The organism is Ruegeria sp. BC1 (genome assembly GCF_056539305.1).
The window spans coordinates 118,185-131,470 of record NZ_JBQFUT010000002.1 but is presented as its reverse complement, the minus strand read 5'-3'; the positions used below and the strand labels follow the sequence as shown (position 1 = coordinate 131,470).

The 13,286-nt window shown below is 59.5% G+C and carries 11 protein-coding genes; 9 read left to right on the top strand and 2 right to left on the bottom strand.

What is annotated here, in order from left to right; all coding sequences use genetic code 11:
* The first annotated feature begins 20 nt into the window (after positions 1–20).
* From ACR0IY_RS06325 to ACR0IY_RS06285, 9 genes are all read left to right on the top strand, one after another.
* Positions 21–938, top strand: coding sequence for a D-alanine--D-alanine ligase (locus tag ACR0IY_RS06325; protein ID WP_480671397.1), 918 nt, complete (start codon positions 21–23; stop codon positions 936–938).
* Complete coding sequence (locus ACR0IY_RS06320) at positions 926–1,927, top strand: cell division protein FtsQ/DivIB (protein WP_480671395.1); 1,002 nt, start codon at positions 926–928, stop codon at positions 1,925–1,927. Before ACR0IY_RS06325 ends, ACR0IY_RS06320 begins: the two co-directional genes overlap by 13 nt.
* A gap of 8 nt (positions 1,928–1,935) precedes the next feature.
* A complete protein-coding gene (gene ftsA / locus ACR0IY_RS06315; RefSeq protein ID WP_480672083.1) occupies positions 1,936–3,270 on the top strand; it encodes a cell division protein FtsA in 1,335 nt (444 codons plus the stop codon).
* Positions 3,257–3,673 (top strand): hypothetical protein, encoded by a 417-nt coding sequence (locus ACR0IY_RS06310; RefSeq protein ID WP_480671393.1) that lies wholly within the window; start codon positions 3,257–3,259, stop codon positions 3,671–3,673. The genes ftsA and ACR0IY_RS06310 overlap by 14 nt, the downstream gene beginning before the upstream one ends.
* Before the next feature lie 350 nt (positions 3,674–4,023).
* Complete coding sequence (gene ftsZ, locus ACR0IY_RS06305) at positions 4,024–5,640, top strand: cell division protein FtsZ (RefSeq protein WP_480671391.1); 1,617 nt, start codon at positions 4,024–4,026, stop codon at positions 5,638–5,640.
* 213 nt (positions 5,641–5,853) lie between these two features.
* A complete protein-coding gene (gene lpxC / locus ACR0IY_RS06300; RefSeq protein ID WP_480671390.1) occupies positions 5,854–6,774 on the top strand; it encodes a UDP-3-O-acyl-N-acetylglucosamine deacetylase in 921 nt (306 codons plus the stop codon).
* A 126-nt stretch (positions 6,775–6,900) separates the two neighbouring features.
* Complete coding sequence (locus tag ACR0IY_RS06295) at positions 6,901–7,743, top strand: outer membrane protein assembly factor BamD (protein ID WP_480671388.1); 843 nt, start codon at positions 6,901–6,903, stop codon at positions 7,741–7,743.
* A gap of 35 nt (positions 7,744–7,778) precedes the next feature.
* Positions 7,779–9,428 (top strand): DNA repair protein RecN, encoded by a 1,650-nt coding sequence (gene recN, locus ACR0IY_RS06290; RefSeq protein WP_480671386.1) that lies wholly within the window; start codon positions 7,779–7,781, stop codon positions 9,426–9,428.
* Positions 9,429–9,528: 100 nt separating this feature from the next.
* A complete protein-coding gene (locus ACR0IY_RS06285; RefSeq protein WP_480671384.1) occupies positions 9,529–11,214 on the top strand; it encodes a chloride channel protein in 1,686 nt (561 codons plus the stop codon).
* Here ACR0IY_RS06285 and ACR0IY_RS06280 read toward each other — a convergent pair.
* Positions 11,211–12,578 carry a DUF3179 domain-containing protein gene (locus tag ACR0IY_RS06280; protein WP_480671382.1) on the bottom strand — a complete coding sequence of 456 codons (1,368 nt, stop codon included), beginning with the start codon at positions 12,576–12,578 and terminating at the stop codon, positions 11,211–11,213. The genes ACR0IY_RS06285 and ACR0IY_RS06280 overlap by 4 nt on opposite strands.
* Before the next feature lie 95 nt (positions 12,579–12,673).
* Positions 12,674–13,255, bottom strand: coding sequence for a hypothetical protein (locus tag ACR0IY_RS06275; RefSeq protein WP_480671380.1), 582 nt, complete (start codon positions 13,253–13,255; stop codon positions 12,674–12,676).
* Positions 13,256–13,286 lie beyond the last annotated feature (31 nt).

The following is a 13,286-nucleotide window of genomic DNA, read 5'->3' as shown; positions in this document are numbered from 1 at the left end:
TTGAGGCGCACGAAGTGGGAATGTCGAGCAGGACAACCCCCAAAGTGGCGGTATTGATGGGTGGACCCTCGGCGGAACGCGAGGTGTCTCTCAGCTCTGGGCGCGAATGCGCGGCCGCCCTCAAGGGAGAAGGCTTTGAAGTGGTCGAACTGGACGCAGGTCCTGACCTCTACGCGCGCCTTTTGGACATCAAACCGGATGTGGTATTCAACGCCCTGCATGGCCGCTGGGGCGAGGATGGCTGTGTGCAGGGCCTGCTGGAGTGGATGCAGATTCCGTACACGCATTCCGGTGTTCTGGCATCGGCCCTGGCCATGGACAAGCAGCGCAGTAAAGAGGTGTATCAGGCCGAAGGCCTGCCCGTGGTTCCCAGCGTGATCGTGCCCAGGGTAGAGGTTATTGAGGTTCACGTGATGGAGCCTCCTTACGTGGCCAAACCCAACAACGAAGGGTCCAGCGTCGGTATTTACATCGTCCACGAAGGTTCTAACGGGCCTCCGCAATTGTCGGAGGAAATGCCTGAATACGTGATGGTTGAGAAATACGTCGCGGGGCGTGAGCTGACAGTCACCGTGATGGGTGACCGCGCTCTGACCGTGACCGAGATCATGACCGATGGCGGCTGGTACGACTATGACGCCAAGTATAAACCCGGCGGATCGTGGCATGTTGTGCCTGCCGATATCCCGACCGAGATTTTTGACCTTTGTATGGGCCATGCTCTGACGGCGCATAATGCGTTGGGGTGCAAGGGGGTCAGCCGCACTGATTTCCGCTGGGACGACCGCGAGGGCGCAGATGGCCTGTTCCTTCTGGAAACGAACACGCAGCCCGGTATGACGCCGACCTCTCTGGTCCCCGAACAGGCGGCTCATGTGGGCATGACGTTCGGGCAATTGTGCGCCTGGATGGTAGAGGATGCCTCATGCGACCGCTAAGGGCTACACGCGCACCGGTGATCCACCGCTCGAAACCTCTGGCGGGTCCGGACGCAGATTTCAGTTCTGGCGCACGGCCCGATGCAGACCCCAAAATCCGCTTGAGTGGAGGTAAAGTTTTCGGCCGTAAGTCACAGCGCTTTGATCCGGCACCGTCGCGTCTGAGTTACAGGATGCAGCGCTGGATGCTGACGCCGGGCGTGCGGCGTGGCCTGAAAATCGGGCTGCCGATGCTTGCGGTGTGCGCGGCGGTGGGGCTTTATTTCGGATCGGCAGAACGGCGCGAGGCGATGGTGGCATATGTCGCTGACATCAAGACATCGATCCAGCAGCGCCCGGAATTCATGGTCAACCTGATGGCGATCGACGGGGCGGGCACCAATCTGTCCGAAGATATCCGCGAAGTGGTGCCATTGGATTTCCCGATCAGTTCGTGGGATCTGGACGTTGAACAAATCCGCGACACGATCACCGGGCTGAATCCGGTCAAATCGGCCACAGTGCGCGTGCGCCCCGGAGGCATTTTGCAGGTGGATGTTGTTGAGCGTCAACCGGTTGTTGTGTGGCGTACCCGCAGGGGGATCGAGTTGCTGGACGAAACCGGTGCGCATGTGGAACGCATCGCGTCGCGTAAGGTTCACTCCAACCTGCCGCTGATCGCGGGCAAAGGTGCAGACGCACATGTATCCGAGGCGCTGGCGCTGATGGCAACCGCCCGCAGTCTGGGTGCGCGGGTTCGTGGCCTTGTGCGGATCGGTGAACGCCGGTGGGATTTGGTTCTGGATCGCGGGCAGCGCATCATGCTGCCACCCGAACGCCCAGTTCGCGCGCTGGAACGTGTGCTGGCGGTGAACGAGGTGCAGGACCTATTGGAGCGCGACGTGGCCGTGGTTGACATGCGCCTTGGGCAGCGGCCGACAATCAGGATGACCAAAGCTGCCAGCGAAGACTGGTGGAATACAAAAGTGACAGTGGGTAACGGGCAGTAACGACCATGATGACCGATCTTTATCAGTCCCAACGGGCCATGCGGCAGATGCGCAGACAGGCGATGCAACGCGGTGTTGTCGCTATTCTGGACGTCGGCAGTTCCAAGATTTCATGCCTTGTGTTGCGGTTCGACGGCACTGGTCGCCTAAGCGAAGATAACAGCATCGGCTCGCTGGCGGGTCAGAGCGGGTTTCGCGTGATCGGCGCTGCGACAACACGGTCGCGCGGGGTGCAGTTCGGCGAAGTCACTGCGATGCAGGAAACCGAACGCGCCATCCGCACCGCCCTTCAAGCGGCACAAAAGATGGCTGATATTCGGGTGGATCATGTGATTGCCTGTTTCTCAGGCGCGAACCCCCGGTCTTATGGTCTGGACGCTCAGGTGGACCTCGAAGGTCAGGTCGTGAGCGAGGCCGAGGTCGGCCGCGTGCTAAATGCCTGCGATGTCCCGGATTACGGAGCGGGCCGAGAGGTTTTGCACGCCCAGCCGGTGAATTTCGCACTGGATAACCGTTCTGGCCTGATCGACCCGCGCGGACAAATGGGCCAAAGCCTCGCCGTGGACATGCACATGCTGACCGTCGATGCCGCGGCGATTCAGAACATCGTGCGTTGTATCAAGCGCTGCGATCTGGAGCTGGCGGGAATTGCGAACTCGGCCTACGTATCCGGGATTTCCGCACTGGTTGAGGATGAGCAGGAGCTGGGTGCAGCCTGTATCGACATGGGCGGCGGTACGACCAGTGTCTCGATCTTCATGAAAAAGCACATGATCTACGCCGATTGCGTGCGAATGGGTGGTGATCACGTCACGGCGGATATCTCGATGGGGTTGGGTGTTCCGGCCTCGGTCGCCGAGCGAATCAAGACTTTTAACGGTGGAGTTCACGCGACTGGTGCCGATGATCGCGATCTGATCGACATCGGCGGCGATACCGGTGATTGGGAACATGACCGTCGCACGGTTAGTCGCGCTGAATTGATCGGCATCATGCGCCCCCGCGTCGAAGAAATCCTGGAAGAGGTCCGCATCCGTCTGGATGCCGCAGGCTTTGATCACATGCCGATTCAGCAGATCGTGCTGACCGGTGGCGGTAGCCAGATCATGGGCCTGGACGGATTGGCAACGCGCATTCTGGGCCAGCGTGTTCGCCTGGGTCGCCCGCTGCGGGTTCATGGTCTGCCGCAATCGGCGACAGGGCCGGGGTTCTCGTCAGTTGTGGGACTCAGCTTGTTTGCGGCGCATCCCCAAGACGAATGGTGGGATTTCGAAATTCCGGTCGACACCTATGCCGCGCGCCCGTTCAAACGTGCTGTGCGCTGGTTCCGTGACAATTGGTAAGGCAGTCGGGTGCGCGTTTTTTGTCGCGCTGACACCAGTGGCGACGCAAGCTCAGACCCGGATCACGCCCGAGGCTTTTCTGAGCGCCGTTCAGGGTAAAACAGTGAGGTTCCACGACTACCCCAGCGGTATTCTGGTAGGCACTGAGGAATTCCTGAGCCCCAGCCTTTCGGTTTGGCGGATGGAAGGACGGGGCTGCGTCTATGGCCAAATCACCACGCCCAACGGACAAATCTGCTTTTTGTACGACGACGACCCTGATGGCTTGCCAGTTTGCTGGTGGCCCTTTCTGCACAACGATCGTCTGATGGTGCGTCTGGCAACTTTTACCCGTTCCGAAATTCAAGAGGTGCGCAGCATCACCGATGACGGGTTAAACTGTCCAAGTACCCCAATTAGCTAAAGAAATGGGTTGCAGCAGCCAACGTTATCCCGCAAGATATCCACAAGGCCCGTCAGAGGCCCTGCGGCAGGACCTGAGCAGTTTTCCGCATCTTTAGAATCGGTGTTTTTTGTCGGGTGACGCACATTTCAGCTTCGGTGTAGGTGTCGCTTGTTTTGTGCTGCATTGAGTTCCTTCCGCAACATCTGGCAATCAATGCGAAATACTGCTGACTTGTGCCTTATTTCCTCCATATTTTGTGGATTCGCGCGATTTTTGGCGTGACGTTTGCGGTTTCGGTCGGTAGGATTGTTAGCGGATAGGTAAGAAAAACACCGCTTTGGCGGGTAAATAAAACAGGCGGACAGAGCATGACATTGAATCTTTCGATGCCCGGGCACGACGAACTGAAGCCTCGGATTACAGTATTTGGCGTTGGCGGTGCGGGCGGCAACGCTGTTAACAACATGATTGAAAAGCAGCTGGACGGCGTCGATTTTGTGGTCGCCAACACCGATGCGCAGGCGCTGCAACAAAGCCAGTCCTCGGCGCGGGTGCAGCTGGGCGTAAAGGTTACTGAAGGTCTTGGGGCTGGGGCCCGTCCGACCGTCGGTGCCGCAGCCGCCGAAGAAAGCATTGAACAGATCGTTGACCACCTTGCGGGCGCGCACATGTGCTTTATCACCGCTGGCATGGGCGGCGGCACAGGTACTGGAGCCGCTCCGATCATCGCGCAAGCCGCGCGTGAGCTGGGTGTGCTGACGGTTGGTGTTGTCACCAAGCCCTTCCAGTTTGAAGGTGCCAAGCGGATGCGTCAGGCCGAAGACGGCGTTGAGGCCCTGCAAAAAGTCGTCGACACGCTGATCATCATTCCAAACCAGAACCTGTTCCGCCTCGCCAACGAAAAGACCACGTTCACCGAGGCGTTCTCGATGGCGGATGACGTGCTGTACCAGGGCGTCAAAGGGGTGACTGACCTGATGGTCCGTCCGGGCCTGATCAACCTCGACTTTGCTGACGTACGTGCCGTGATGGACGAAATGGGCAAGGCGATGATGGGTACTGGTGAGGCCACCGGCGAAGATCGCGCGGTTCAAGCCGCCGAGAAGGCGATCGCCAACCCGCTGCTGGACGAAATCAGCCTCAAAGGCGCAAAAGGCGTCCTGATCAACATTACCGGCTCGCACGACCTGACCTTGTTCGAACTGGACGAAGCCGCCAATCGCATCCGCGAAGAAGTGGATCCCGAGGCCAACATCATCGTCGGTTCGACCCTCGATACCGATATGGAAGGTGGCATGCGGGTTTCGGTGGTTGCGACAGGGATCGACGCCAGCGAAAAGCACGAGGATGTCCCCGTTGCGCGCCGCTCGATGTCGGCACCGCTGACCCGTACGGTATCCGCAGAAGAGCCGCAGCAGGAAGAGGCTCCAGCCGCAGTGGCCGATGCAGTGGAGCCGGAGCCCGAGGTGAACCGCGAGCCCTCGCTGTTTGAAACCACCGAGGAAACTGCACCGTCGCAAATCCGGCAGGAAGCAGAGCGGGACGATGATGGTTTGCCGCCCCCGGCCTATCAGCCGCGCGTGGCCGAGTTCGAACCGACGCCAGAGCCGGCCGAGGCCGCTCCGGAAAACTTTGTGGCTCCGCAGCCTCAACAGACCGCAGGAACACCATCACCCGAGGCGCTGCAGCGTCTGCAAGCCGCGGTTCAGAACGTGCCCGCGTCCGAGCGTGGTCATGCAGCACCGCGTCCGCAGGCGCCGCAACCGGCCCCGACACAGCAGGCAGACGGGCAGGATCGGCCCCGGTTTGGCTTTAATCGCCTGATCGATCGGATGACTGGTCACGCGGCTGATACGCCGGCGCAACCGGTGCGTCAGCAGCCGACATTGCGCCAAGGTGACGCTACGGCACCTGCGCATGAAGAGGCCGACCCCGAACAGGATCGGATCGAAATTCCGGCTTTCCTACGCCGTCAGGCCAACTGATCGCGGTAACAAAATAACCTTAAAGGGTCGCCAAACGGCGGCCCTTTTCTTTTTAAATTCAATCTCTTAAGCACCTGTAAGCAGGCTTTTGCCGATCTGTCACATTCATGTTTCATTCAGTTACAAAGAGTGAGTTGAGCCTAGCCGCTTGCTTCCTTAGTTGAATGCTCAACACGGCGCGGGAACGCCGGACACCACTCACCGAGGTTTATTTTGCAACATACGCTCAAATCTCCGATCACGTTTACAGGCGTCGGGCTGCACAGCGGCATGCCTGCGACGATGGTCCTGAAGCCGGCAGCCGCCGGTCACGGCATCTGGTTCAAACGGACGGATATCGAGCTTGGCAATGCCCTCATCCCTGCGATCTATGACGTTGTCGAGCGGACGCCGCTGTGCACCCGTTTGGTGAACGACGCAGGCGTTTCGGTTTCTACCATCGAGCACATCATGGCCGCACTGGCCGGATGCGGCGTGCACAACGCACTGATCGAGATCGACGGTCCCGAAGTTCCGATCATGGACGGCTCATCGATTGAGTTCGTGCGTAGCATCATGGCCAAAGGCGTGCGCCGTCAGGCCAGCCCGGTTCTGGCCTTCGAAGTGCTCAAGCCTGTTACTGCCTCACGCGAGGGAGCCAGCGCTTCGATTGCGCCGGCCGATGGTCTGATCATCGATTTCCATATCGATTTTGAAGACAGCGCCATCGGTAGCCAGACGAAAACACTGGATATGCGCAACGGGTCCTTCGCTCGTGAACTCAGCGATTGCCGCACTTTCTGCCGCCGGACTGACGTTGAAGCGATGCGCGAAAACGGTTTGGCCCTTGGTGGTACGTTAGAGAACGCGGTCGTTGTGCAGGGTGACGAAGTGCTGACGCCGGGCGGTTTCCGCCACGCGGATGAAGCCGTGCGCCACAAGATGCTGGATGCCTTGGGTGATTTGTATCTGGCTGGTGGTCCGATTCTGGGCCGCTTCACCGGTGACAAGTCCGGTCACGCGATGACCAACACCCTGTTGCGCAAGCTGTTTGAGACACCCGGCGCAGTGCGCCCGATCCTGTGCACCCCCGAACAGGCCGCGCGTCTGCCGGGTCAAGGTCTGGTCTGGGACGAAATCCCTGAAGTTGCCTGATTGGATCAACTCTGCCGACAATTCCGCCAACTGGCGTACTAAGGCGTTTTGCCTCGGAATTATCTGTGCTAAACCGAAGCCCGATCCGGGGCTTACCCCGATAGAAATACGACAAGGATAGGCGGAATGGTTGGCACCAAAGCGGCAGTCAGATTCGCAGGCGCGATTCTTCTGGCAGCAGTTTTGACGGCATGCGGCAACAAAGGCGCAGACCGCGATCAGAACCTGGAAGGGTTTACCCCAGAACAGATCTTTACCCGTGGCGAGTACGAGCTGTCGCAGAATCGCTCGGATGATGCAGCGTGGTATTTCTCGGAAGTTGAGCGCCTGTACCCGTATTCTGACTGGGCCAAACGCGCGCTGATCATGCAGGCGTTTTCGTTTCACGCCGATAAGAATTACGAGGAAAGCCGCGCAGCCGCGCAGCGTTATATCGACTTTTACCCAACCGACGAAGATGCAGCTTATGCGCAGTACCTTCTGGCGCTGAGCTATTACGACCAGATTGACGAGGTTGGGCGCGACCAGGGCCTGACCTTTCAGGCACTGCAATCGCTGCGCACGGTGATCGAGGTTTACCCCGACAGCGAGTACGCAACGTCGGCAGTGCTGAAATTCGATCTGGCTTTCGACCATCTGGCGGGCAAAGAGATGGAGATCGGGCGCTATTACCTGCGTCAGGATCACTATACCGCCGCCATCAACCGCTTCCGCGTTGTGGTTGAGGACTTCCAGACCACGTCGCACACCGCCGAAGCGCTCTATCGTCTGATCGAAGCGTATCTGTCGCTGGGTCTGGTGGATGAGGCGCAATCAGCTGGTGCGATCTTGGGCTACAACTACCAGTCGTCAGAATGGTACGATGCGGGCTACAAGCTGCTGACCTCGCGTGGGTTAGAGCTCAAGAGCCGTGGTAACAACTGGCTCAGCCAGATTTACCGCCAGACCATCAAAGGTGAGTGGTTGTAATCGTCATGGCTAAAGGCGTGGGACGCTAAGATCCGATGCTGCGCGCCCTCGATATCCGCGACATGCTGATCATCGACCGGTTGGAATTGACCTTCCAGCCGGGTCTGAATGCATTGACCGGTGAAACCGGCGCGGGCAAGTCAATCCTGCTGGACTCGCTGGGCTTTGTGCTGGGATGGCGGGGCCGGGCCGAATTGGTCCGCCAAGGCGCCGCGCAGGGTGAAGTAGTGGCCGAGTTCGAACTGCCCGAAGGTCACGCGGCACACGAGATTCTGACCGATGCGGGTTTGCCCAGCGGAGAAGAGCTGATCCTGCGTCGCGTCAACACGGCCGAGGGTCGCAAGACCGCTTGGGTCAATGACCGCCGTTGTTCCGGCGAGGTGCTGCGGGCGCTGTCGGAAACCCTGATCGAATTGCATGGCCAGCACGATGATCGTGGATTGCTGAACCCACGCGGCCACCGGACCATGTTGGATAATTACGCCGGGATAGGCGAACACCTTGCGACAGTACGCGCAGCATGGACGGATATGTCTCGTGCGCGCAAGGCTTTGGCTGAGACCGAGACGAACCTTGCTGCTATGCGCGCGGAAGAGGAATTCCTGCGCCACTCAGTGGCTGAACTGGACAAGTTGGACCCGCAGCCCGGTGAGGATGCCGATCTGGACGCGCGCCGCAGGATGAGGCAGGGGGCCGAGCGCATCCGTGATGACGTTGCCCGTGCCTTCGATCTGCTGGGTGGCGACGGGGCCGAAGGCGCGATGTCTGACGCTGTGCGCTGGTTGGAAGGCGTGACCGACAACGCAGGCGGGCAGTTGGAAGAACCGATCGCTGCGCTCGGGCGCGCACTGATCGAACTGGGCGAGGCGCAGGACGGCGTCAACGCCTGCCTTCAAGCGCTGGATTTCAATCCCGCCGAGTTGGAGGCCGCCGAGGAACGATTGTTTGCCATCCGTGCGCTGGCCCGCAAACATGATGTTGCCCCGGACGATCTGGGCGCATTCGCTGACACGTTGCGTGAGCGCCTGAATGCGTTGGATGCGGGTGACGCCGATCTTGCCGACCGAAGCGCTGCTGTCGAGGCGGCTCAGGCCGCTTACAGCGCTGCCGCAGGTGCGCTCAGCGATGCGCGCCATCAGGCAGCAGGGCAACTGGATGCAGCCGTTATGGCAGAACTTGCACCATTGAAAATGGAACGTGCAGTGTTCAGAACGGAAATCACTGCCGCCGATGCCGGCCCCGAGGGGGTTGATGCTGTGGCGTTCACCGTTGCCACCAATCCTGGCGCGCCGTCTGGCCCGTTGAATAAGATCGCTTCGGGCGGTGAACTCAGCCGCTTTCTGCTGGCGCTCAAAGTCTGCCTGTCCGGTGATGACAGTGCCCGAACGATGATTTTCGATGAAATCGACCGTGGCGTTGGCGGGGCTACCGCCGATGCGGTAGGTCGCCGTCTGGCTTCGCTGGCGCAGGGCGGGCAGGTTTTGGTGGTGACCCACTCGCCGCAGGTGGCTGCCCGGGCCGCTCATCATTGGAGGGTGCAGAAACAGGTCGCCGACGGACAGACCCTTTCAACTGTGATCCCTCTGGCCGATCCTGACCGCGTGGACGAGATCGCTCGTATGGTTGCAGGCGACACCATAACGGACGAGGCCCGCGCCGCGGCCCGCGCTTTGCTGGACGCCTGAACCCATTCTGCCGCTTTCCAGTCCCCAAACCGTCGCGATCCCACTTTTATAAGGGCGCTCCGTGGCTTACTAAGGGGTACGCACTGATCCCCGAGGGCCAATGACCCAATCGACCCGCACCGTTCTACGCAACCAGCTCAATCAGGCTCTGGCCGCGATGAAGGATGCGTGGCGGGTGATGCTACGTCGAGGTCCCAGCCAGATTCAGTTCTGGTTCATCGCGCTGGCTATTGGGATTGCAGCAGGTTTTATGGCGCTGTTCTTTCGCCAGTCAATTACCGCGCTGCAGGGGTTTGTCTATGGCGCGGAGGATCTGCGGCAACTTCATAGTTTCGCCGCCACGCTGGAGTGGTACTGGCTGGTTCTGATCCCCATTGTCGGCGGGCTGGTTGTCGGACTTATTCTGGACAGGTTCACCGATGATGGGCGGGTGCGCTCGGTCGCCGATGTGATCGAGGGGGCTGCCGTGACCGATGGGCGGGTCGAGGTCAAGGCAGGCATCGCCTCGATGTTTGCGTCCCTGATCACCCTCAGCACAGGCGGTTCATCCGGGCGCGAAGGTCCGGTGGTGCACATGGCCGGTGTGATCTCGACTTGGGTCAGTGACCGGATACATGCTGATGGTATCACCGGGCGCGATCTACTGGGATGTGCCGTGGCCGCCGCCGTATCCGCCAGCTTTAACGCCCCAATTGCCGGGGCACTGTTCGCGCTCGAAGTCGTTCTGCGCCACTTTGCCGTTCACGCTTTTGCGCCCATTGTCATCGCTTCGGTGGCGGGTACGGTGATCAACCGCCTTGCTTATGGTGACGTGACTGAATTCATTCTCGAGACACCCGGCGCCATCAAATTCTACGTGGAACTGCCCGCCTTTTTGTTGCTTGGGGTAATCTGCGGGATCGTTGCATTGCTGCTGATGCGATCAGTGCTGTTTGCGGACGATATCGGATCTCACATCCAGTCGCGCCTGTCCTTGCCGCGCTGGCTGCGCCCGGCGGTATCGGGCGCGATGCTGGGGGTTATTGCGATCTGGTTTCCGCATATCATCGGCGTCGGATACGAAACGACGATCCTTGCCCTGACCGGTGACCTGTTGCTGACAACCGCAATACTGTTTGCTGTCATCAAAACTGTTGCCGTGGCCATCACCATGGGCGGGCGCATGGGCGGCGGGATATTCTCACCTTCGTTGATGATCGGAGCGCTGACCGGCCTAGCTTTTGGCCTGATCGCAACCGGCTTGCTACCGGAAGTGTCGGGCACCCATACGCTCTATGCCTTTGCCGGAATGGGGGCAGTTGCAGCAGCCGTACTGGGCGCACCGATCTCGACCGCGCTTATTGTATTCGAGCTGACCGGAGACTGGCAGATCGGTCTGGCGGTAATGGTCTCGGTGTCGATGTCTACGGCGCTGGCGTCGCGGCTGGTGGACCGGTCGTTCTTCCTGACCCAGTTGGAACGCCGCAATGTACACCTGGCGGCGGGGCCGCAGGCCTATCTGCTGGCTTTGCTGCGGGCCGGTGCAGTGATGCGCCCAATTGGCGGTCCGCGCTCGATCACCAGTGAAGAAGCGCAAGAGATGATCGAACAGGGCCTTTGCGTACAGGCGAGCGCCACGCTTGAGGCCGCAATGCCCTATTTCGACCGCGATGACATTCCCTGTATTCCGGTTGTTATTGTAAACGATGACGGCAGCGAATCCCCGGTTGGAGCGCTCTATCACGTTGACGCGCTTAAGGCGTATAACCGGGCGCTGGCCGCCACAGCGGCCGAAGAGCATTCCTAATTCCCGTACACTGTGGCTGCGTCGCCCAGGTAATTGTCCCATGCGAACCAGTACGAGATATGACCTGCCACGCGCGCCAACCGTGTGCCTTCGGGGCCGATCAGCGCCTCTTCGGTCATGGTCCATTTCTGCCCGGACTGATCCACCAGCGCACTATCCTCCGCCGAGAAACGCCGGTCTGCTCGCTCATAGGCTCGCACCGCGCGCTTGTCGGAATTGCCGATCAGGACCAAAGGCCGGTTGGCTATCGCGTCATTGATCACACGTGTTTTGGAGAACGTCTTTAAAGGCCATGCCCGCGCCGCGCCAAACTGGCGAATGGTAAAGACGTAGTCTTTCTGCTGATGCCGGGACTGGTCAACCAGCGCCGGGAACATCAACTCGGGTGAGGCGAAATACTCGCGATACACCACCCCCGACCCGTAATTCCGACGATGCCCGGTTTTAAGGGATAGCACTCTTGTTCCGGGATGAGAGGCGCTCCAGCTTTCCCATGTTGTAATCACCACCGGGCGTTGCTTCAGTTCGATTCCGCCGCTCACCAAAGGGCCCACGACTGGTTTGCCGGTGTATTGGTTCCACAGTGAGTGCGTCTCGCGGTCGAACATAAGCTTGTTTGACCGATACAGGAATCCCGATGACCCGAAGATCAGCGGTTTTCGCCGTCCTGCCACCTGTGTCTCAAACAGAATGCCCGACCCACAGAGCGTGCAATAAGCCAACGCGACCGGAACGCCTCCGATTTCGTCGTTGAACATCTCGTGCCAACCCATGATCCGCAGCGGGTAGGCACGTTTGTTCCCGTTGATTGTGACGCCGAAAACCAGATCATCATCCCTGAGATAACTGGCGTCTGCCGCCGCAATTAGTTTCGGGTTATCCAGTGAGGGGATGCCATCTTTGCGCACACCGCCCCATGCGATCTCTTCCAGACGGATCTTCATTTTGTCGCGTTGCAAATACTCGGGGCGCAGGAACGCGGCGAAATTAGGATCGACACCAAGCAAAACCTCGCGCTTGAACGGGATCAGTGAGGGATGGGGCACCAATTGCGGGTTCTTCTCCTGCCATAGCATCCAGTCAAACCAGTTGGTGCCGTGGTTCTGCCCGGTCAGAGTCTCCATCACTTCGGCGATGTCGTCGCGCCTGCGATCGGCGAACCGCAATGCGGTCAGGAGGGCCGGAACAACATCCGGATTACCACGCTGCTGCAGGAACGCCATCTGCGCCTCAAACTCTGCACTTTGGCCATACAATGTGCTGCGTATAGCCTGAAGGACAGGGTCCTGCTGCGACCAGAGCGCGCTGGGCAGCGCAGACCCTGCGCACAGCGATGCGGTGAAACTGCGGCGTGTGATCGACATGGCATCCTCCGACGGCTTCCATGGCCAGTTTGAATGCTGTTTCGCTCACACGCACTCCACAGATTCGTGACCCAGCCTAGCGCAGTCTTTTGGATTCAGTTTGGGCTAAGCGGCGCGCCTGGCGTCTCGAAACTATCCAATAAGTCGGCAACAGAGTTCGTGAGCTGGATATAATCCTTTGGAAGTAACTCAGTCGGACCCGAAATCTTGTAGACGAATTCGCCGCGTTTCCATTCGTTGCCAATTAGGGACAAGTATTTGGAGCAAAGGTCGTCAGGCCCTCTGTATCCGCGGCCGAAGTTGAAATCGACCGCCTTGCCTATGATCACCGTCTGATCCTGAGAGGCATATCGTGGCACCAGGTCTGGGAACGATACTTCGGCGAGAAAGGACAGACCACCAGGGTCCGGGTCCCCGTTATACGGGCTGTATTGCCACGGAATTTCGTGCCTGGTTTCCCCCAGCCAATAGGTTTGCCGGTAGCCGCTGTCCACTTGCGGTAGCAACTGCACCAGCATTGCAACCGCGACAAGGGCAGCACCACCTATGTAGACCCGAGGCGTCAGCCCCGATTTCCAGTACCACAAACGCAAGCACCCAATAATCAGCCCGACGGACGGAATGGTGACCAAAGCGACAAAACGTAAGGGTGCGTACAGGTCTCCGCGTTGCGCCATTGGGTGATAAGTCCCGGCGACCGCGAGCGCC